Source organism: Streptomyces sp. NPDC033174, from assembly GCF_055577795.1.
Genome location: NZ_JBVIPQ010000010.1, coordinates 95,990 through 115,795, shown reverse-complemented (window position 1 = coordinate 115,795; position 19,806 = coordinate 95,990). Strand labels below are relative to the sequence as shown.

Annotated in this window: 19 protein-coding genes and 6 tRNA genes; 9 read left to right on the top strand and 16 right to left on the bottom strand. The window is 72.7% G+C overall.

Going from position 1 to position 19,806, the window contains the following annotated elements; all coding sequences use genetic code 11:
* Positions 1 to 22: 22 nt before the first annotated feature.
* Together ACZ5VC_RS28270 and ACZ5VC_RS28265 are read right to left on the bottom strand one after the other, a co-directional pair.
* Positions 23 to 97: transfer RNA gene (locus ACZ5VC_RS28270), tRNA-Val, on the bottom strand.
* 54 nt (positions 98 to 151) lie between these two features.
* Positions 152 to 619, bottom strand: a complete 468-nt coding sequence (locus tag ACZ5VC_RS28265) for a TIGR02611 family protein (RefSeq protein WP_469122814.1) — start codon at positions 617 to 619, stop codon at positions 152 to 154.
* Between the two features lie 190 nt (positions 620 to 809).
* Here ACZ5VC_RS28265 and ACZ5VC_RS28260 point away from each other — a divergent pair, with 190 nt between their 5' ends.
* Positions 810 to 1,223, top strand: coding sequence for an SsgA family sporulation/cell division regulator (locus tag ACZ5VC_RS28260; protein WP_003959770.1), 414 nt, complete (start codon positions 810 to 812; stop codon positions 1,221 to 1,223).
* Between the two features lie 254 nt (positions 1,224 to 1,477).
* Positions 1,478 to 2,035 (top strand): CGNR zinc finger domain-containing protein, encoded by a 558-nt coding sequence (locus ACZ5VC_RS28255; protein WP_469122813.1) that lies wholly within the window; start codon positions 1,478 to 1,480, stop codon positions 2,033 to 2,035.
* 31 nt (positions 2,036 to 2,066) lie between these two features.
* Here the strand turns inward: ACZ5VC_RS28255 and ACZ5VC_RS28250 are convergent, their stop codons facing one another.
* A complete protein-coding gene (locus ACZ5VC_RS28250) occupies positions 2,067 to 2,219 on the bottom strand; it encodes a hypothetical protein (protein ID WP_468709318.1) in 153 nt (50 codons plus the stop codon).
* A gap of 133 nt (positions 2,220 to 2,352) precedes the next feature.
* A complete protein-coding gene (locus tag ACZ5VC_RS28245; RefSeq protein WP_469122812.1) occupies positions 2,353 to 2,802 on the bottom strand; it encodes a hypothetical protein in 450 nt (149 codons plus the stop codon).
* A gap of 156 nt (positions 2,803 to 2,958) precedes the next feature.
* Here ACZ5VC_RS28245 and ACZ5VC_RS28240 point away from each other — a divergent pair, with 156 nt between their 5' ends.
* Positions 2,959 to 3,489 (top strand): DsbA family protein, encoded by a 531-nt coding sequence (locus ACZ5VC_RS28240; RefSeq protein ID WP_469122811.1) that lies wholly within the window; start codon positions 2,959 to 2,961, stop codon positions 3,487 to 3,489.
* 19 nt (positions 3,490 to 3,508) lie between these two features.
* On the opposite strand, the gene ACZ5VC_RS28235 is transcribed toward ACZ5VC_RS28240, so the two are convergent.
* The 3 genes from ACZ5VC_RS28235 to ACZ5VC_RS28225 are packed head-to-tail and all read right to left on the bottom strand — an operon-like array spanning position 3,509 to position 6,276.
* Positions 3,509 to 4,345, bottom strand: coding sequence for a GNAT family N-acetyltransferase (locus ACZ5VC_RS28235; RefSeq protein ID WP_469122810.1), 837 nt, complete (start codon positions 4,343 to 4,345; stop codon positions 3,509 to 3,511).
* 42 nt (positions 4,346 to 4,387) lie between these two features.
* Positions 4,388 to 5,218, bottom strand: coding sequence for an aminotransferase class IV (locus tag ACZ5VC_RS28230; protein ID WP_469122809.1), 831 nt, complete (start codon positions 5,216 to 5,218; stop codon positions 4,388 to 4,390).
* Entirely contained in the window at positions 5,215 to 6,276 is a 1,062-nt protein-coding gene (locus ACZ5VC_RS28225; RefSeq protein ID WP_469122808.1) for a chorismate-binding protein, read from the bottom strand. Before ACZ5VC_RS28225 ends, ACZ5VC_RS28230 begins: the two co-directional genes overlap by 4 nt.
* A 189-nt stretch (positions 6,277 to 6,465) precedes the next feature.
* On the opposite strand from ACZ5VC_RS28225, the gene ACZ5VC_RS28220 reads away from it, so the two are divergent.
* From ACZ5VC_RS28220 to ACZ5VC_RS28200, 5 genes are all read left to right on the top strand, one after another.
* Positions 6,466 to 6,538 (top strand) — tRNA-Gly (locus ACZ5VC_RS28220).
* 39 nt (positions 6,539 to 6,577) lie between these two features.
* Positions 6,578 to 6,651: transfer RNA gene (locus ACZ5VC_RS28215), tRNA-Cys, on the top strand.
* 1 nt (position 6,652) lies between these two features.
* Positions 6,653 to 6,724 (top strand) — tRNA-Val (locus ACZ5VC_RS28210).
* Positions 6,725 to 6,743: 19 nt separating this feature from the next.
* A tRNA-Val gene (locus ACZ5VC_RS28205) sits at positions 6,744 to 6,815 on the top strand.
* Positions 6,816 to 6,863: 48 nt separating this feature from the next.
* Positions 6,864 to 6,935 (top strand) — tRNA-Val (locus ACZ5VC_RS28200).
* A gap of 46 nt (positions 6,936 to 6,981) precedes the next feature.
* On the opposite strand, the gene ACZ5VC_RS28195 is transcribed toward ACZ5VC_RS28200, so the two are convergent.
* The 4 genes from ACZ5VC_RS28195 to ACZ5VC_RS28180 all read right to left on the bottom strand — a co-directional run bounded on the left by ACZ5VC_RS28195 (position 6,982) and on the right by ACZ5VC_RS28180 (position 9,362).
* Positions 6,982 to 7,269 (bottom strand): TFIIB-type zinc ribbon-containing protein, encoded by a 288-nt coding sequence (locus ACZ5VC_RS28195; RefSeq protein ID WP_468709326.1) that lies wholly within the window; start codon positions 7,267 to 7,269, stop codon positions 6,982 to 6,984.
* 40 nt (positions 7,270 to 7,309) lie between these two features.
* Positions 7,310 to 8,296 carry a phosphotransferase family protein gene (locus tag ACZ5VC_RS28190; protein ID WP_469122807.1) on the bottom strand — a complete coding sequence of 329 codons (987 nt, stop codon included), beginning with the start codon at positions 8,294 to 8,296 and terminating at the stop codon, positions 7,310 to 7,312.
* Positions 8,297 to 8,732: 436 nt separating this feature from the next.
* Positions 8,733 to 8,918: a hypothetical protein gene (locus tag ACZ5VC_RS28185; protein ID WP_469122806.1), complete on the bottom strand. Its 186-nt coding sequence runs from the start codon at positions 8,916 to 8,918 to the stop codon at positions 8,733 to 8,735.
* A gap of 213 nt (positions 8,919 to 9,131) precedes the next feature.
* The gene (locus ACZ5VC_RS28180; protein WP_469122805.1) at positions 9,132 to 9,362 is read right to left on the bottom strand and encodes a hypothetical protein; all 231 of its coding nucleotides are present in this window, start codon (positions 9,360 to 9,362) and stop codon (positions 9,132 to 9,134) included.
* Positions 9,363 to 9,594: 232 nt separating this feature from the next.
* Between ACZ5VC_RS28180 and ACZ5VC_RS28175 the strand changes: the two genes are divergently transcribed.
* The gene (locus tag ACZ5VC_RS28175) at positions 9,595 to 10,770 is read left to right on the top strand and encodes a serine/threonine-protein kinase (RefSeq protein ID WP_469122804.1); all 1,176 of its coding nucleotides are present in this window, start codon (positions 9,595 to 9,597) and stop codon (positions 10,768 to 10,770) included.
* 3 nt (positions 10,771 to 10,773) lie between these two features.
* Here the strand turns inward: ACZ5VC_RS28175 and ACZ5VC_RS28170 are convergent, their stop codons facing one another.
* From ACZ5VC_RS28170 to ACZ5VC_RS28150, 5 genes are all read right to left on the bottom strand, one after another.
* Complete coding sequence (locus ACZ5VC_RS28170) at positions 10,774 to 11,592, bottom strand: TrmH family RNA methyltransferase (RefSeq protein ID WP_469122803.1); 819 nt, start codon at positions 11,590 to 11,592, stop codon at positions 10,774 to 10,776.
* Positions 11,593 to 11,655: 63 nt separating this feature from the next.
* Positions 11,656 to 12,879 (bottom strand): uroporphyrinogen-III C-methyltransferase, encoded by a 1,224-nt coding sequence (cobA, locus tag ACZ5VC_RS28165; protein ID WP_469122802.1) that lies wholly within the window; start codon positions 12,877 to 12,879, stop codon positions 11,656 to 11,658.
* An 817-nt stretch (positions 12,880 to 13,696) separates the two neighbouring features.
* Positions 13,697 to 17,215, bottom strand: coding sequence for a nicotinate-nucleotide--dimethylbenzimidazole phosphoribosyltransferase (gene cobT, locus ACZ5VC_RS28160; RefSeq protein ID WP_469122801.1), 3,519 nt, complete (start codon positions 17,213 to 17,215; stop codon positions 13,697 to 13,699).
* Between the two features lie 331 nt (positions 17,216 to 17,546).
* Positions 17,547 to 18,854 (bottom strand): precorrin-6y C5,15-methyltransferase (decarboxylating) subunit CbiE, encoded by a 1,308-nt coding sequence (gene cbiE, locus ACZ5VC_RS28155; RefSeq protein ID WP_469122800.1) that lies wholly within the window; start codon positions 18,852 to 18,854, stop codon positions 17,547 to 17,549.
* A 154-nt stretch (positions 18,855 to 19,008) separates the two neighbouring features.
* Entirely contained in the window at positions 19,009 to 19,647 is a 639-nt protein-coding gene (locus ACZ5VC_RS28150; protein ID WP_469122799.1) for a GNAT family N-acetyltransferase, read from the bottom strand.
* Between the last annotated feature and the right edge of the window lie 159 nt (positions 19,648 to 19,806).

Below are 19,806 nucleotides of genomic sequence, written 5' to 3'. Positions count from 1 at the left end.
TCTCCAGGGCCTTCGATCCGGGTGGTGGGCGATACTGGGTTCGAACCAGTGACCTCTTCGGTGTGAACGAAGCGCTCTCCCACTGAGCTAATCGCCCGGGCGCACCGCAAACATTACCCCATGTCAGCGGCGCTTCCGGACCGGTCCGGGGTCACTCGTCGATCTTCCACGGCATGACGAGGCCGAACTTCCAGAGGTACACCCCCACCAGTACGGCGATGATCACCAGACCGATCGTGGTGAGGATGATGTTGCGACGCCGCACGCGGGGATCGAGGGCGCGCTGCGCGGCCTCGCTCACCTTCCGCTTGGTCCAGCGCAGCACCAGCTGCGCCCAGACGAACTCGGTCGCCCAGATCGCCATGCCGCCGAAGATCACGATCCAGCCCGGTCCGGGCAGGACCAGCATGGCGACGCCCGCGCCGACGACGGCGAGGCCGATGACGAAGACGCCGACCTGCCAGCTCAGATGGAGCGTCCTTCGTGCCTTGATGAACTCGGGCGCGCGGGAGCCGAGCTCCGGCTCACCCTGCGTCACACCGTCGGTCGCGTCCCCCGTGGCGGGGGCCTCGGGCAGGGGCCCGTCGACCTTTCCCCGCTCGTCACTCTCCGCATTCATGGGCACCAACCTACCGGACTCCGTCGCGTCACCCGTATGGCCGTATAACCCGAAGTTACACGCCCCCATACGAGCTACCTGAAGGATCACAAAACAGACAGAGGGGTTTACAACGGCACCGTAGGTGGCATGTCGATTTCGCCGACGTGCGAATCCCCGAGCGCACACTGAGCGAAAGGCCCTGGCGCTTATGAACACCACGGTCAGCTGCGAGCTGCACCTGCGCCTCGTTGTGTCGAGCGAGTCCTCACTGCCTGTACCCGCGGGCCTGCGGTATGACACGGCCGATCCTTATGCCGTGCACGCCACCTTCCACACCGGAGCCGAGGAGACGGTCGAGTGGGTCTTCGCCCGCGACCTTCTCGCCGAGGGCCTTCACCGGCCCACCGGCACCGGCGACGTCAGAGTCTGGCCGTCACGCAGTCATGGCCAGGGCGTCGTCTGCATCGCGCTGAGCTCCCCTGAGGGCGAAGCCCTGCTCGAGGCCCCCGCGAGGGCCCTGGAGTCGTTCCTGAAGCGGACCGACGCCGCGGTGCCCCCGGGCACCGAGCACCGCCACTTCGACCTGGACACGGAGCTCTCCCACATCCTGGCCGAAAGCTGAGCCAGGCCGAGAGCCGCACGGCGCCGTCCGACTCGGGGCGACGGCGCCGCGCGGACAACCCCCTACGGCGGACATCGGCGCCCTCACCGCGAAGCCACCGCGGTGAGGGCGCCGATGCGCTTTTCGGCCCCGACCGACCCGGTTCGCGCCCTCTTCGTGCCCACTTTCGGACCGCCCCGGGTCTCTTACGGCCGAGCCGCTAGAGTCAGCGCAATCCGGCGGGCGCCCGCCCGCAGCTGGCCAGGGAGCGAATCGTGCTGATCCCCCACGACACCCGGATCGCCCTCGACACCGTCGTCGATCTGATGAACACCGCGCCGGAGGGCGAGCGGGGCGATGAGCTCGGGGACATCACGGCACTGAACGCGTTCGTGCGCGCTCATGACATCAGCGACGTCGGGGAGCTCGGGGAGCGCGACCTGAAGGCCGTACGGGACGTGCGCGGCCGGTTCGCCGCCGTGTTCGCGGCTCCCGACGCCCGGGTCGCCGCGGCGCTGATCAACCAGCTGGTGGCCGCCGCCGGCACGACCCCCCAGCTGACCGACCACGACGGCTACGACTGGCACGTGCACTACTTCGCGCCGGGCGCCTCGGTCGCCGACCATCTCGCCGCCGACTGCGGGATGGCGCTGGCGTTCATCGTGGTCGGGGGCGAACAGGAGCGGCTGCGCCGCTGCGAGGCGCCGGACTGCGGGCGCGCGTTCGTCGACCTGTCGCGCAACCGCTCCCGCCGCTACTGCGACAGCCGCACCTGCGGTAACCGCCTGCATGTGGCCGCGTACCGGGCCCGGCGCAAGGAAGCGGCCGGCTGAGCGGTGGCGCACGGCGCCGTGTACGAGGGCCTCACAGCAGGAAGAGGTCGTGCACGGAGGCCATGAGCAACAGACAGCCGATCACCGCGAGAAAGATCATCAGCGGCGGCTGGGAGAGCGCGAAAAGGCAGCCTCGCGGCTCTTCGGTGGGGGCGGGGGGCTGTTCCCGCGAGGTTTCCAGCATCTCGGGGCGATGATGGCGCAGGAGGCCGCCGCGCAACGATCAACACGCCCCAAAGCGACGGCAGTTCATCACATCTCGTCAGCGCCTCCCACGATCGCGGGAGGCGCTGGTCGGGCTGCGGGCCGCCTGCTGGTCAGATGCCGTGCTTCTTGAGGATGGCCTCGATGTCGCTGAAGTCCTCCCCCGCGTCGGCGGCGCGTGGCTTCGCCGTCGGCTGCCCGGCGGCGGGCTTCGACGAGGGGCCGAGCGACGGCGCGGACGCGGCGGGGGTGACCGCGTCCTCCCGGGACGCCCTGGCCGCGGCCCTGCGCTCCTTGCGGGTACCACCGGTACGGCGCTCGACGGCCCGGGTGACCATGAAGAGCAGCCAGGCGACGCCCAGTACGCCGAAGCCGGCCCACGCCATCGGGCTGAACGCCGTCTCCGCCAGCCACTCGACCGCGCCCGTCATCACCAGGCCGATCGGGACGAGCGCGTAGGCCGCGAACCGTGCGGCGGTCAGGAACCGCTTGCGGTAGGCCGTGATCGCGGCGATGCCCAGCCCGGCCGCGGACACCGCGGAGCAAATGGTCTCGGCAAGCATCCCGTCCTCCAGGCATGGGCGATACGTCCCTTCCATCCTGCACCTCATGGACCGGTGGTGGCCACGCCCTCCCAAGGACCTCAGGAAGATCTCCGGGAGGCCCTCCTCCCCAGGTGCCGGTTGGGCGGCCGGCACGGGGGCTGGAAGACTGGCCCCATGAGTGACTCCACCACCGACCGCGCCGCCGCCCCCGTCGTCCTCGACGTCTGGTGCGAGCTCCAGTGCCCCGACTGCCACAGCGCCATGGACGACATCCGCGCGCTGCGGGCCCGCTACGGGGACCGTCTGGATCTGCGGCTGCGCCACTTCCCCCTGGAGAAGCACAAGCACGCCTTCGCCGCCGCCCAGGCGGCCGAGGAGGCCGCCGAGCAGGGCCAGGGCTGGGCGTACGCGGAGGCCGTCCTGGCCAGGACCGCGGAGCTGGCCGACCGGGGTGAGCCGGTGCTCGTCGAGGTGGCGCGCGAACTGGGTCTGGACGCCGAGGAGTTCGACACCGCCCTCATCGACGGCCGGCACATCCTGATCGTCGACGCCGACCAGGCGGAGGGCAAGGCGATCGGGGTCACGGGCACGCCGACCTACGTGATCGACGGCGAACGCCTCGACGGCGGCAAGAGCCAGGAGGGCCTGCGGGCCCGCATCGAGGAGATCGCCGACCGGCTCCTGGCCGGGGGCCGCCCGGCCTGAGCGCCCGGGCGGCCAGGTCCTAGAGCAGTTCCTTGAGGCTGTTCACGCTGGTCGTCCGGTAACCGAGCGACTCGTACAGCCGCAGGGCCGGGGTGTTGCCCGCGAAGACATGGAGTCCGAGCAGGCGCGCCCCGGCGTCCAGGGCGACCCGTTCGGCGAGCAGCATCAGCGCCCGGCCGTAGCCCTTGCCGCGCTGGGCCTCGGCGACCTCGACGTCGTACACGAACGCCGCTTCGACGCCCGGTTCCACTTCGTGCGGCCCGGTCCAGAGCGTGCCGACGACCTGCCCGTCGCGGACGGCCACATGAATGGCCACGCCCCGGGTCGCGAGCCCGTCGGGAAGATGCTTCCGCGCGCTGGCCTCGGCCTTGGTCCTGGCCTGCTCCTCGGGCAGCCCCCGGTCGATCCAGCTCTGCGCGAAGGTGTCGTGCGTGGCGGCTGCCCACACCTCGTACTCGGCCTGCGTCATCGGGCGCATGTCGAGGCCTTCCGGCAGCGCGGGCGCAGGGCCGAGCTCCTTGAGCATGTTCCGGCTGCGTTCGGTGTAGCCGAGGGCGGTCGCCATCCGCAGGGCCACCCGCGCGTCGGCCGGTACGGAGATCATGATCTGGCGGCAGCGCCAGCCGCGCAGCACTTCCTCGGCGGCGAGCGCGGCGACCGTGCCCCGGCCCCGGCGGCGGTCGGCCTCGTCGATGCGCAGCCCGCTGATCGTCCCCACGGCGGGTCCGAAGTCGGCCATGGTGGCCAGCTCGACCGCGCCCACGGGACGGCTGTTGACGCAGACCTCGTAGGTGCGCGAGCGGTTGCCGTCGGCGGCCTGCTGAAGCGGCCCGGTCGGCCGCAGGGTGGTGGTCATCAGGGGTGTTCTACCTGCCCCGCGGCCGGCCGTCACCATCTTTTACGCGGTGATGGGGTCCGGATCGGCCGCGGCCCGCTCGTCGAAGATCCGCATGGCCTTGGCGGTCACCGGGCCCGGGGCGCCCGCGAGTTGACGGCCGTCGACGCGGTGGACGGCCTGGACGTCGCGGAGGGTGGAGGTCAGGAAGATCTCGTCGGCCCGCTCCAGCACGTCCAGGGGCAGGTCGGTCTCGTGCGCCCCGGTCCACTCGACGGTCAGCGCGCGGGTGATGCCGGCGAGGCAGCCGGAGGCGACCGGCGGCGTGTGGATCTGCCCGTCGAGGACGACGAAGACGTTGGACCCCGTGCCTTCGCAGAGCTGCCCGACGGTGTTGGCGAACAGTGCCTCCGAGGCGCCCTGCTCCCGCGCCCTGGCGAGGGCGACGACGTTCTCCCCGTAGGAGGTGGTCTTCAGGCCCGTGAGCGCGCCGCGTTCGTTGCGGGTCCAGGGGACGGTGATCACCGCGGTGGAGTCGGGGCGGGGGCTCGACTCGCCCAGCGCCACGATCAGGGTGGGCCCGGCGTCGCCCCGGTCGGAGCCGAGCGGCGACAGACCGCCGGTGTACGTGATGCGGAGGCGGCCGAGCTCCATCGGGTTGGCCTCGAGGACCGCCGCGCACGCGCGCCGCACCTCTTCGAGGTCGGGGTCGGGCAGCCCGAGACCGCGGGCCGAGCGGGTCAGCCGGTCGAGGTGACGGGTCAGCGCGAACGTTTCACCGCGCACCGCCTTGACCGTCTCGAAGATGCCGTCGCCCACCGTCAGACCGTGGTCCAGCACGGAGACCCGGGCTGCGTCCTCGTCGTACAGCCCGCCGTTGACCCAGAGTTTCATCGCGATATGGCCCTTCCGCTCGCCTCGTACGCTCCCGACGCTACCGCGAGCAGCCGTGAGGCCTTGAGTTCGGTCTCCGCCCACTCCCGCTCCGGGTCGGAGCCCCAGGTGATGCCCGCGCCGGTACCGAAGCGCAGGGCGGGCCCCCCGGGGGCGGCTCGGTCGATCCAGAAGGTGCGTATGCCGACGGCGAGCTCGGCGGTGCCGGCGTCGGCGTCCACCCAGCCGATGCCACCGCAGTACGGCCCGCGCGCGGCGGTCTCCAGGGCGTCGATGATCCTCAGCGCGCTGGACTTGGGGGCGCCGGTGACCGAGCCCGGCGGGAAGGTCGCGGCCAGCAGCTCGCGCCACCCCGCGTCCTCGCGCAGCACCCCGCGCACGGTCGACACGAGATGGACCAGGCCGGGGTGCTCCTCGATCGCGCAGAGCTCCGGCACCGAGACGGAACCGGTCTCACAGACCCGTCCCAGGTCGTTGCGGACCAGGTCGACGATCATGACGTTCTCGGCGTGGTCCTTCTCCAGCAGGTCGGCGGCGGTCCGGCCGGTGCCCTTGATGGGCCCGGACTCGACGACGGCCCCGGAACGGCGGAGGAAGAGCTCGGGGGAGGCGGTGGCGATCTCGACCCCGTGGGCGGACAGCCGAATCGTTCCGGCGTAGGGGGCCGGGTTGCCCCGGGCCAGCAGGGAGGTCAGCGCGTCCACGTCCGCGGCGGCCGGGTCGGGCAGCGACGCGGACAGTACCCGGCAGAGGTTCGCCTGGTAGACCTCGCCCGCGGCGATGTACTCGCGGATACGGCGGACGCCCTCGGTGTACGCGGCGCGGTCGAGCGACGACGTCCAGTCACTGGCAGCGGGTCCGCGCCAGGCACCCGGGGCGGGCGCGGGGACCGGCTCGTGCCGTACGTCGCCGAAGCGGGCGCAGGTCAGACGGCCTTCGAAGTCCGCCGCGACGGCCCAGAAGCCGGAGGAGTCGAGGGCCTCGGGATCACTGGTGACATCCCGGAGGTCGGTTGCGACGAGGCCGCCGAAGCGGGCCAGAGGAGCGAGGTCGTGCACGGATGTGAGTCTAGGGCGGCGCGGGGCGGGATGCCCCGGGGCGGCCGGGCGGTGCCGCTGGAGCGTGTCCACGGCGAACGCGACACGAACACAGGTCAGCACGCTGCGGAAACGCGTTTTTGTGCTGGCCCAGGAATCCGCTAGAGTTCAACACGTCGCCGGGACGCGCAAGCGGAACGGAAACGACAAGCGGACGTGGCTCAGTTGGTAGAGCATCACCTTGCCAAGGTGAGGGTCGCGAGTTCGAATCTCGTCGTCCGCTCGATGTGGGGGATCTTCCCGAACCCCTGTATTCACTCCTGGTGGAGTGGCCGAGAGGCGAGGCAACGGCCTGCAAAGCCGTCTACACGGGTTCAAATCCCGTCTCCACCTCCAAGGACGATTAGCTCAGCGGGAGAGCGCTTCCCTGACACGGAAGAGGTCACTGGTTCAATCCCAGTATCGTCCACTGATCCGCAAGGGTCCCCGCGCGATTAGCTCAGCGGGAGAGCGCTTCCCTGACACGGAAGAGGTCACTGGTTCAATCCCAGTATCGCGCACGCAGCATCACGCAGTAACGGCATGACCTGCGGTATTCGTACCGTCCCGCGCGATTAGCTCAGCGGGAGAGCGCTTCCCTGACACGGAAGAGGTCACTGGTTCAATCCCAGTATCGCGCACAGCCCGGAACCCCCGGCCGCATCTCGCGGCCGGGGGTTCCGTCGTTCAGGAGGAGAACAGCATCCGGCCGAAGCTGCGCTGGCGGTAGTGACCGCCGTGACCACCGTGACCGTGGTGCTGCGGGGCGCCCCAGGCCGGAGCGGCGGGGGCGGGGTAGGCCTGGGGGGCCGGCGGCGCGGGCGGAGCCTGCTGGCCCCACTGGGACTCCAGGCGGGTCAGGGACTCCAGCTCGCCGTAGTCCAGGAAGATGCCCCGGCAGCCGCTGCACTGCTCGATCTGGACGCCGTTGCGGTTGTACGTGTGCATCGCCGCGTGGCACTTGGGACACTGCATGATCGGCTCAACTCCTCGCCGTTCGGATGATGGCTTCACCCTACGATGACGCCGGATCCGCCAACTCGGTTCGGAGCGACGCGATTCGGGCACACGTGTCGATCATCACCTGCTCGACGTCGTCGACCTCGCGGTTCTCGGCGGCGGATTTGGCGAGAGCGAGGGCGGCCGTCTGCACGGTGAGGGCCCGGGCGGGCACGTCGAGTTGTGGCCAGGGGTCGCCGTGCGGGGATGTGGCGGGGCCACCGGCCGCGCGGTACGCGCCGAGGAAACGGGTCCATACCTCCGGTGGCAGCAGACCGGCCGCGTACCAGGCGGCGGGCCGGGCCAGATCCCAGGCGGGGTCGCCGAGCCCGAGGTCGTCCACGTCGATGAGCAGCCAGGGGCCGTCGGGCTCGGGGTGTCGGACGAGCTGGCCCAGGTGAAGATCGCCGTGGCAGACGGCGCCGGGGCGGGGGGACGGTGCCTCGTCGCGGGCCCAGGCGGGAAGGCTCTCCCAGGCACGGAGCACGGTCCGCACCGCGGGGTGCGGTCCGGCGGCGCGCATCCGGGCGACGGCGAGGGCGGCCTTCGCGGGGCCGCGCATCGCAGGGAGCGGCCCGGGTATCGCAGCGGCCGGGACGCGGTGCAGCCGGGCGAGGAGGACGGCGGCCTCCTCCCAGGGGGCGGCGTCCGGGTCGACGGGGTCGACGGGGGTGCCGTAGGGCCAGGCGGTGACGGGGCGGCCGTGGACGTCGGGCGCGTCCGCCGTCGGCAGGGGCGGCAGCAGAATCCCGGCGAGCCGCGGATGCCCGGCGACGGCGACGCGGACGCGGTGCGCGGCAGTGTCCGTCCCGGGCGCGTGCGCCTTGGCGACAGCGCGCCCGTGCCGGACGACGGTGCCGTCGGGCCGGTCGGCGAGGACGGGACCTTCGGGGGTGCCGGCTGCCCCGCAGGCTCGGCAGGGGTCGCGGGGCGCGGCCAGGTGCGCGGCGTGACGGGCGACGTCGCCGAGGGCGCGGAGAAGGACCGGGGAGTCGGACTGCACGGAAGGGAGCCTACGCGGGGGGCTGTGCGGGAAATCGGTCCCCACCCGACCACTTCCCGTGACCGGGTGCAGGCCCCCTGCAGCCGGAAGCCGAGAGCCGAGAGCCCGGGCAACCCTCCAGTCACCGGGCACGGGCCAACTCTCCCCGAAACGCGCGAAGACCGGCCGGCTCCCCGGCCGACCGACCAGAACGCTGCCGTTCGCCGTGCCGTCAGCCGGGTGGGCCGTTGAGCCACCCGCATGGGGGGACCTGCCCCGGGGGCCGGAGAAGCCTCCAGTCACCGGGCACGGGCCGACCCGCTCCCGGAAAAGCGCGATGGCCGGTCAGCTCCCCAGCTGACCGGCCAAACGCTGCCGTCCGCCGCACCCCCGTCCCCACGGGGTTGTTGGCCGGATGTCCCCGACCCGGGCCGCTCTCCCGGGTCCGGGGCGCCGCTCAGCGCCCCAGCATCACGCCCACGGACGACGCCTGTGTGACCACCGCGTCCCAGCCGCCGAAGACGACTACGAGCAGGGCCGCGAGAGGGAGGACCATGGCGGCCGCCACCAGGGGGTGACGGCGGCCGGACGGGGTCGTGGGCCGCTGGGTGCGGATCATGCTCCGTACTGCCGTGTCCGCCATGGGTCCTCTCCTTCGTGTCTGGCAGCGGCGGGTGTCTGACCTCGGGGGACGAGTACTCCACCCGCCGCTTGCCTCAACACTAGGGACGCCGGGGCCCCCGGGCGTCATGCCCGCGTACCGCTTGGCGGGCCTCCCGGAGGATGAGCCGCCCCTCCCCCGCGTACTCCCCTGGGTGGAGACGGGGGTCCACGGGTGGGGGTCATCCCCCAGGGGTCACTCCTGCTCGGCCTCCCTCGGGATCGGCTGCTCGACCAGGGCCAGCACACGGTTGGCCATGAAACGGGCCGTCCGGACGACCGAGCCGTTACGGGTGACTTCGCTCACTTCGACCACCCCCCTGCGCACCGCCGTCTCGACCCTGCGGCCTGCCCGGCTTGCCACCACTTCGTAGGTACGCGTCGTGTCTCCCGCGTCCACGACTATCTCCACGCGGTCACCCTTCATCGATCCAATCCCCCTTCTGCGACGGACCATTGGGATATCGCACGGGTCAAGGGAGCCTGGATCCGCGGCTCCCTGACCACTCCTCAAGTTTCCCACCCAGCACTGACAATCGATCGGCTCGTGAGGGCGCGGCCTATGAGCGCACCGGGGCAGGGATACGTAAGCTGTGCCACGTCAAACGGATAACCGCGGCTGCGGGGTGGGGCCTGCCCACCGTAGGTAGGGGACGGACATGGCGATGATGCGGCTCCGGCGCGAGGATCCGCGGGTCGTCGGCTCGTTCAGGCTCCATCGGCGGCTCGGCGCCGGCGGCATGGGGGTCGTCTATCTCGGCTCCGACCGGCGCGGGCAGCGGGTGGCCCTGAAGGTGATCCGACCGGATCTCGCCGAGGACCAGGAGTTCCGGTCGCGGTTCGCCCGCGAGGTCTCTGCGGCGCGCCGTATCCGGGGCGGGTGCACGGCCCGGCTGGTGGCCGCCGATCTGGAGGCGGACCGCCCCTGGTTCGCCACCCAGTACGTCCCCGGCCCCTCCCTCCACGACCGCGTCGCCGACGAGGGGCCCCTGCGGGCCGCCGATGTCGCCGCGATCGGCGCGGCCCTCTCCGAAGGCCTGGTGGCCGTTCACGAGGCCGGCGTCGTGCACCGGGATCTGAAGCCGTCGAACATCCTGCTCTCCCCCAAGGGCCCCCGGATCATCGACTTCGGCATCGCCTGGGCCACGGGCGCGAGCACACTCACCCATGTGGGCACCGCCGTCGGCTCGCCCGGCTTCCTCGCCCCCGAGCAGGTACGGGGCGCGGCGGTCACCCCCGCCACGGACGTCTTCTCGCTGGGTGCCACCCTCGCGTACGCCGCGATGGCGGACTCTCCGTTCGGCCACGGCAGTTCGGAGGTCATGCTCTACCGGGTGGTGCACGAGGAGCCGCACCTGGACGGGGTTCCCGACGCCCTGGCCCCGCTCGTACGGGCCTGTCTCGCGAAGGACCCCGAGGAGCGCCCCAGCACCCTGCAACTCTCCATGCGGCTCAAGGAGATCGCCGCACGTGAGGCGCAGGGGCTGCCCGAGGCGAGGCCGCCGGCCCAGCGGGACCGTACGGAGCAGGAACGGCCCACGGGCCGGCTCACGGAGCGGTACACGGAGCGCGGGTCCACCCAGGGGCGTACGACGCAGGGGTCCTCGCCGCGCCCGCCGGGGCCGCGCACCGGCGGCTCACGGCCCCAGCAGGGCCGTCCCACCGGTGCCCGCACGGGCGGTGGGCGTCCGGCGTCCCGTCCCGGCGTACGGACCACGTCCACCGGCCGCAGGCCCGCCAACCCCCGTCTGCTGCGGCAGCGGATCTTCGTATTCGTCGTCGTGACGCTGATCGTGGCCCTGGGCATCGCGGCGGCCCAGGGACTTCAGGGCTGAGTCTCAGTCCTGCGGGCGGCCCGTCGCCACCGCGTAGAACGCCACCGCCGCCGCGGCGCCGACGTTCAGCGAGTCGACGCCGTGCGCCATCGGGATGCGCACCCACTCGTCGGCGGCCATCAGGGCCTTCGTCGACAGGCCGTCGCCCTCCGCTCCGAGCATCAGCGCGACCCGCTCGAGCCGGTGCGCCGCCGCCTCGTCGATCGAGGACGCCTTCTCGTCGGGAGTGAGGGCGAGGAGCTTGAATCCCGCCTCGCGCACCGATTCGAGGCCCTTGGGCCATGTTTCGAGGCGGGCGTACGGGACCGAGAACACCGCTCCCATGGAGACCTTGACCGAGCGCCGGTAGAGCGGGTCCGCGCAGTCCGGTGACAGCAGTACGGCGTCCATGCCGAGGGCCGCCGCGCTGCGGAAGATCGCGCCGATGTTGGTGTGGTCGTTGACCGACTCCATCACGACCACCCGGCGGGCCGTGGCGAGCAGCTCGTCGGCCGTCGGCAGCGGCTTGCGCTGCATGGAGGCCAGCGCGCCGCGGTGGACGTGGTAGCCGGTGACGCGCTCGGCGAGGTCGGGGTTCACCGCGTACACGGGCGCCGGTACCTCGTCGATGACATCGCGCATGACGTCCACCCACTTGGCGGACAGCAGCATGGACCGCATCTCGTAACCGGCCTGCTTCGCCCGCCTGATGACCTTCTCGCCCTCGGCGATGAAGAGGCCCTCCTCGGGCTCGCGTCTGCGGCGGAGCTCGACGTCGGTCAGACCCGTGTAGTCACGCAGGCGCGGGTCGTCGGGGTCGTCAACAGTGATGAGTTCGGCCACAGGGTGATACTGCCTTGTCCGGGGTGAGGTTCCAACGGCTGGGCGGAGTTCGGTAACCGCCGGTTACTTGTTCGGGCCTTCGGCGACGACAGCGCCGATGACGATGACCGCCGGCGGTCGCACGTCTTCGGCCCTGACCGCCTCGGCCACCGTCGCGAGCGTCGCGTCGACGCGACGCTGGGTGGCCGTCGTGCCCTCCTGGACCAGGGCCAGGGGGGTTTCGGGGGCCTTGCCGTGGGCGATCAGCGCCTCGGCGATCTTTCCGATCTTGTCGACGCCCATCAGGATCACCAGCGTGCCGCGCAGCTTCGCGAGGGACGCCCAGTCGACCAGGGAGCGCGGGTCGTCGGGCGCGACATGGCCGCTCACGACGGTGAACTCGTGCGCCACTCCGCGGTGCGTGACCGGGATACCGGCCGCGCCGGGCACGGAGATGGAGCTGGAGATGCCGGGGACGACCGTGCAGGCGATCCCGGCCTCGGCGAGCGCCTGGGCCTCCTCCATGCCGCGGCCGAAGACGAACGGGTCGCCGCCCTTGAGGCGGACCACCGACTTGCCGGCCTTCGCGTGCTCGATCAGCGCGTTGTTGATGGCCTCCTGGGCCATGAAACGGCCGTACGGGATCTTCGCCGCGTCGATGACCTCGACGTGCGGCGGGAGTTCGCTGAGGAGGTCGCGCGGGCCGAGCCGGTCGGCGATCACCACATCGGCCTCGGCGAGCAGCCTGCGTCCACGGACCGTGATCAGGTCCGGGTCGCCGGGGCCGCCGCCGACCAGGGCCACGAAGGGGGTACGGGAACGGTGCTGCGGCGCCGCGATCGAACCGTCGCGCAGGCCCTCCACGATCGCGTCGCGCACGGCGGCGGAGCGGCGGGGGTCCCGGCCGGTGAGCACGGCGACGGTCACGCCCTCGCTGCGGCCGGTCGCCGGGGTCCAGGCAGTCGCGGCTTCGGCGTCGTCGGAGCGCACGCACCACGTCCTGGTCCGCTCGGCCTCGGCGGACGCGCGTGTGTTGGCGTCGGGGTCGCTCGTGGCGACGAGGGCGTACCAGGTGTCGGCGAGGTCGCCGTCCTCGTACCGGCGCTTCACCCAGGTGATCTCGCCCGCTTCGGCCATCGCCTCGACTGAGGGGGTCGCCGACGGGGAGACGAGCGTGACGTCGGCACCGGCCGCGACGAGCGCGGGGAGGCGGCGCTGGGCGACCTGGCCGCCCCCGACGACGACAACGCGGCGCCCGGTCAGGCGCAGTCCGACGGGGTAGGCGGGGTGCTCGGCATGCTCGGCCATGGCGGTGCGGCTCCTCGGAGGGGGCTTGGCGTGTGCGGTGCCGCTGCGGCGGTGAAGCGGCTGGTGGGAGGGGGTGCGGGGTGGGCCGGGGGCCCAGCGAACACGATAGCGGGATGGTGGGGGGTGTGGCGGTGGGGAGTGGGGTTCGTCTCGCACCGGGGCGGCGGTTCACGGGGCCGAGGGCCTCACGGGTGCGGCGGCCTCGGTGTTCTGGGCCCTTGGGCGCGGCGGCAGCCGGGGCCTCAAGGCCCTGGACCGCACGGCCCACCGTAAGTGAGGGCGGCTGCGGCGTCATGCCCGCCTTCCGTCCGGCGCGTTGGTTGCCCACCAGGCGGAGGGGGCTTGCCCCGGGCTCCGTCCGGCGGTTGCCCACCGGCCGGAGGGGGCTTGCCCCGGGCTCCGTCCGGCGGTTGCCCACCGGCCGGAGGGGGCCGAACCCCGGGACTCCGCCCGGGAGGACGCTTACCCACCGGGCGGGGGATGGCCCCCGGGGCTCCGTCCGGCGCGTCGGTTGCCCAACGGCCCGAAGGCGCCGTCCCCGGTGCTCTGTCGGGCGCGACGGTTGCCCAACGGCAGGAGGGCCGGCCCCCGGACTCCGTCCGGCGGTTGCCCACCGGCCGGAGGGGCCGAACCCCGGGACTCCGTCCGGCGGGAAGCTACCCACCGGCCCAACGGGACCGGCCCGCAGGTGGGGGGTGTTCGGACCTGAAGCACCGGAACTCGCGCGAAGCGCGGTGAGGCTGCGGTCCGGACACCCCGCGCCGGAGGGCCCGGCCCCCGCCACCACGCACGCGGGGAAGCCGGACCGACCGCGGGCCTACTTCTCCGTGACGCCCGCCGAGTCGAACGTCGCCACCTCGTGCATCGCACGAGCCGCGCTCTGGACGATCGGCAGGGCCAGGAGCGCGCCCGTCCCCTCGCCCAGGCGGAGGTCGAGGTCGACCAGCGGGCGCAGGCCCAGCTTGTTGAGGGCCGCCACGTGCCCGGGCTCCGCGCTGCGGTGGCCCGCGATGCAGGCCGCGAGGGCCTCCGGGGCGATCGCGCGGGCGACCAGCGCCGCCGCGCCGGTGGAGACACCGTCCAGGACCACCGGCGTACGCAGGGACGCGCCGCCGAGGATCAGACCGACGAGCGCCGCGTGCTCCAGTCCGCCGACCGCCGAGAGGACGCCGATCGGGTCCGCCGGGTCGGGCTTGTGGAGGTCCAGCGCACGGCGGACCACGTCGACCTTGCGGGCGTGCATCTCGTCGTTGATGCCGGTGCCCCGCCCCGTGACCTCGACCGGGTCGACGCCGGTGTACACGGAGATGAGCGCGGCCGACGCCGTGGTGTTCGCGATGCCCATCTCGCCGGTCAGCAGCGCCTTGTTGCCGGCGGCGACCAGGTCACGGGCCGTCTCGATGCCGACCTCGATCGCGGCGAGGACCTCCTCGCGGGACATGGCGAGACCCGTGGTGAAGTCGCCCGTACCGGCGCGGACCTTGCGCGGCAGCAGGCCCGGCGTGGCGGGCAGGTCCGAGGCGACACCCACGTCGATGACGCAGACCTCGGCGCCCACCTGATTGGCGAACGCGTTGCAGACCGCGCCACCGCCCAGGAAGTTGGCGACCATCTGTCCGGTCACCTCCTGGGGCCAGGCGGTGACGCCCTGGGCGTGCACTCCGTGGTCGCCGGCGAAGATCGCGACGGCCGCCGGCTCCGGGATCGGCGGCGGGCACTTGCGGGAGAGCCCGGAGAGCTGCGCCGAGATGATCTCGAGCATTCCGAGCGCCCCGGCGGGCTTGGTCATCCGCTTCTGCCGCTCCCACGCCTCGCCGAGTGCCTTGGCGTCGAGGGGGCGGATGTTGGAGATGGTCTCCTGCAGGAGGTCGTGCGGCTCCTCGCCGGGCAGGGCGCGGCGGCCGTACGTCTCCTCGTGGACGACCCAGGACAGCGGGCGGCGCTTGGACCAGCCCGCCTGCATCAGCTCGGGCTCCTCGGGGAACTCGTCGACGTAACCGACACACAGGTACGCGACGACCTCCAGGTGCTCGGGCAGGCCCAGGCACCGGACCATCTCGCGCTCGTCGAAGAAGCTGACCCAACCGACGCCGAGGCCTTCGGCGCGGGCGGCGAGCCAGAGGTTCTCGACGGCGAGAGCGGAGGAGTACGGGGCCATCTGCGGCTGCGTGTGCCGGCCGAGGGTATGGCGGCCGCCGCGGGTCGGATCGGCGGTCACGACGATGTTCACCGGCGTGTCGAGGATGGCCTCGATCTTCAGTTCCTTGAACTGCTTGGCCCGGCCCTTGGGCAGCGACTTGGCGTACGCCTCACGCTGACGGGTGGCCAGTTCGTGCATCGTCCGGCGGGTCTCGGCGGAGCGGATGACGACGAAGTCCCAGGGCTGCGAGTGGCCGACGCTCGGTGCGGTGTGCGCGGCCTCGAGGACGCGCAGGAGCACCTCGTGCGGGATGGGGTCGCTGCGGAAGCCGTTACGGATGTCGCGGCGCTCGCGCATGACGCGCAGGACGGCCTCGCGCTCGGCGTCGTTGTAGCCGGGCGCCGGGGCGCCCTGCTGCTCAGCCGGCTCGACCGGCTCGTCAACGGGCTGCTCGACGTCGGACTGCCGCGCGTCCGGCTCGACATCCGCTTCACCGACGGGCTCAGCGCCTGACTCAGCGACTGACTCAGGGGCGGACTCAGCAAGGACCGGCTCAGCGGCCACTTCCGGCTGGGGCTCCGCCTGAACCTGCTGCTCGCCCGGCACGGGCGCCTCTGCCTGCGCGACGACCACCGGAACATCCTCCGCTACGGCCGCGACCGGCTCGGCGGCCTCGGCGGCCTCTACAACCTCTACGACTTCGGCGACCGCCGGCGCCTGAGGCTCCTCGACGGGCGGGACCGGCTCGACGGCCGCGGCGGCCTCGGGGGTGGGAGCCTCCGAAGCCGGCTCGCCTTCACGCGGCGCCGGTACGACGGCCACCGCGTCCTCGGCCACAACCTCAGCCACCGGCTCGACCTCAGGCTCGTCGACGGCCACGACCTCAGCCACGGCAGCCTCAGGTGCGGATTCGGACACGGATTCGGGTTCCGGCGCGGAAACCGGAGCAGGCTCCTCCACCGCCATGGGCTCCACGGCCTCTGCCGGCTCCACGACCTCCGCGGTGTCGGCCTGCTCGACGGGCGCAGCCGGAACAGCGGCCTCGGCCACCGCCTGGGGAACCGCCTCGGCCACCGGCTCGGCGGCGACCGGCTCAACGGGAGCCGCCTCCGCCACCGGCGTCGGAGCCGGAGCCGGAGCCGGATGCGGCGTCGGAGCCAGATGCGGGGTCGTCGGAACGGAGCCCTCGACCGGGACGAACTGGGCGGCGGCCGCCGGAGCGTCCGGGGTTGCCTCCGGGACGACCGTTTCTGCTGGGACAGGTGCAGGTGCCTGAGGCTGCTGCGCCTCCTGTGACTGGACTGCCTCCTGAGGAAGGTCCACTCCCTGAGGCTGAGCCGCCTCCTGGGGCTGGACTGCCCCCTGCGGCTGAACCGCCTCCTGGAGCTGCACCGACTCCTCGGGCTGCGACGCCCACGGCGCGCCCGCCTGCGGCGGGATCTCCCCGAGCTGCGGACCGGGCAGCTGAGCCTCGACGGGAACCGCGACCGGCTGGGGAGCGGACACCGCGGCGGGGGCCGCCGCCTGGGCCGGTGCGGCCTCCTCGCCCGAGACGTCCAAGTACTCGAGACCCGTCGCCTGGGGGGCGGACACACGGGCGGGCATCGGGCTCGGCGGAGCGCTCGCCGGGCCGCGGTCGGCGAGCGAGCGGACGACGCCACCGCTGCTCTCGGGCACGGGCGGGCCCATGTGCAGGGGGCGGCGCGAGGGCGGCGCCTGGGCGGCGGCGGGCGGCGGCACGCGTACGCCTCCGAGGTCCACGGACCCGGAGTCGCGGCCGGAGGTCTCGTGGACGCCCGGTTCGTAGGTCTCGTACACGGGCACGGCCTGCATCTGTTCCTGCGCCTGCCCCTGGGCGTAGGCCTGGGGCTGCCCCTGACTCTGGCCGTCTGCGACCGGCTCGGCGGTCACGGGTGCGGAGGCCGGGGACTGGGGACCCGCCATCGGTACCTGACCCTGAACGATCCCCACCGCAGGGACCTGTCCGGGGACCTGCGCCGACGCGGACGCGGCGCCCTGGTGCGGTTCGCTCCACGCACCCTGCGCACCGGGCATCAGCAGCAGGTCATCGTCCTCGGCAGCGCTCTCGGAGGGGTCCAGGAAGGTGTACGCGCCCGGAGCGGGGATGCCCGGCTGCTCGACCATGCCTGCGTTCTCCGGCAGCCCCTCGCCCGGGATCTGGCCGGTGTCAGTCATGCGTACCCCTCGCCCATCGGTTGTGCTCCTTCAGACCTTCGCCCGCAACAAGAACGAGCCTGCCCGCCGTGCGGCACGAAACGGCTCGCGGACATGAAGCATTGTCGCGGCCTTTCCCCCGCCGCGGCAGCGAGATCCGCCACGGTGCGCTGTGGACTGCGCCACGTCGCGCGTCCCCCAGTTCCGCCGTACCACACATGGGGGGTCAAAACGGGCCCCTTTTCCGGATATTGACGGGGGCACCTTCCAGCGGTCGCTGGGAGAGAACCGCCGAACATCGGGCTGCGGTACAACAATCGGCCAGCCTACCTGCCGTTCCGTACCGTCTCGGTCACGGGGCGCGTTCCGGCCTGCGGCCGGAGAGGAGGAAGACGACGGAGCGCTCACGCTCGGTCCAGGCGACGGGGTCGAGTTCGACGGACTGGAGGAGCGAGCACTCCACCTCGTAGCCGCCCTCGGCGAGAGCGGCGCCGATGGCCTCCGCCTCGTCGCGGTTGGCGGCGTGGGTGACGATGCGTTCGGGGCGCCGGTCGGCGCAGGCGGTGACGACGGGGACGCCGCCGCCACCGATCCGTACGACGTCGGGCTCGGGCAGGGATTCCAGTACGTGCGGGGCGCGGCCGGGTACGGCCTGGAGCTGGACGCCGAAGCGGCGGGCGGCGGCCTCGGTGCGGGCACAGGCGGCCGGGTCCAGATCGACGGCGATGACGGCGGCGCCGAAGCGCGCGGCCTCGACGGAGAGCGCGCCGCCGCCGCAGCCGATGTCCCACACGAGGTCGCCGATGCGCGGGCCGAGACGGGCCAGTTGAGCGGCGCGCAACCCGGCCGACTCCCCCGCCGGCACGGCGTCGGACCGCGGCCCGTCCGCCCGTACCGCCTTGGACCGCGCCGTCTCCGTCCGTACGGCGCCGGGCGACACGCCGGCCTGGTGGTCGGCGTACGCCTCCGCCGGCAGTGCCCAGCCCCGGACCCCGGACGGGAAGCCGGCGTCGTGGCCCATCAGCCAGCCACCACCCGGCGCGGCGGTGGCGGTGGCGGTGGCGCCGATGACGATGACGACATTGGGGTCGCGCCAGGCATGGTCGGCGGCCTTGTCGGAGGTGAGGACGGTGACCTGTTCGCGCGGGGTGCCGAGTTCCTCGCAAATGACGAAGGTCCGGTGGACGCCGTCGAGGAGGAGGGCCAGCTCGGCGGGGCCCGCGCCGGGAGAGGTGAGGACGGCGACCTTGGGGTGGGCCCGGCAGACGTTCACGGCGCGGCGCAGCGTGCGCTGATGGGCGACGACGGTCCGGGCGTCGTCCCACGGCATTCCGGCGCGGGCGAAGGCTGCGGCGACGGAGGAGACCGCGGGCACGACCTCGACCTCCAGGCCGTGCTCCGGAGCGCGCAGGGAGCGGACGACTCCGAAGAAGCCGGGGTCGCCGTCCGCGAGGACGACGGGGCTGCCGCGGTGTCCGGCGATGCGCCGGGCGGCCAGGTCGACACTGCCGAGGCGGATCCGCTCGGCCCCGGGCGGGACCTCGGGGAGCGCCAGATGGTGCGCGGCGCCGGCCACCAGGGTGGCGGCGGAGAGCGCGGAGCGGGCCGCCGCGGTGAGGGGCGAACCGTCCCAGCCGATCACCGTGACCCGGTCGGCCATCGTCGTGTGTCTCCTGAGGGTCTCGCGGGTGAGGAGGTCTCGTGGGTCGAGGCGTCTGGCGCGGCCCACGGTGTGGGCGCCGCGGGTCGAGGCGTCTCGGGCGCGGTCCACGGGGTTGTGCGGGCGCGGCAGTGGTGAGGCTACCTGGTGTGTGTCAGTTCCAGTCGGCGAAGGTGGCGTAGCCGCCGGCCTCGGCCATCTGGTCGGCGACGCCTTCGAGGTCCTCGGCGAGCAGGCTCCAGACGATCAGGTCGGTCCTGATGTCGGTCCAGCCGCCGTCCTCGGTCTGGGTCCGCGCTATCCACGCGTTGCGCAGGACTCCCTCGCTGATGCAGCCGATCTTCTGGGCGACCTGCTGGGAGGCGGTGTTGCCGGCCGCGGTGCGCAGTTCGAGGCGCTCGAACCGCTGGTCGCGGAAGAGCCACTGGGCGGTGGCGAGCGCGGCCTCGGAGGCGTAGCCCTCGCCGCGGGCCCAGGGGGCGATGATGTACGAGATCTCGGTGGAGCGGATGCGCCAGTTGGTGCTCCCCAGTTGGACGATGCCGACCAGGCGCTGGGTGAGGAACTCGGTGACGGCGAGGTCGAGTCCGCGGCCCGCGGCGCGTTCGGCGGGCGCGTACTCGGTGATCCAGTGGCGGGCCGCGGCCTCGGTGAAGGGCTGGGGAACGGCGGTCCAGGAGGCGACGAGTTCGTCGTTCATCATTTCGGCCAGGGCGGGGGCGTCGTCGTCCTCGAGCGCGCGCAGCACCAGCCGTTCCGTGCTGATGGAGATGTCCGGAAAGGTGGTAGTCATGCGCAGCTCCATACCGAGGACCGTCTGTAAAGGACCGTGAACGCACAGCATGCAGCATGGTGCCGGGGATGTGCATGGCCGGGTCACCGGCGGCGGAGTACGGCGAAGGCCCCCACGCATCGGACGGGATGCGGGGGGCCTTCGCCTCAAGGAATGTAC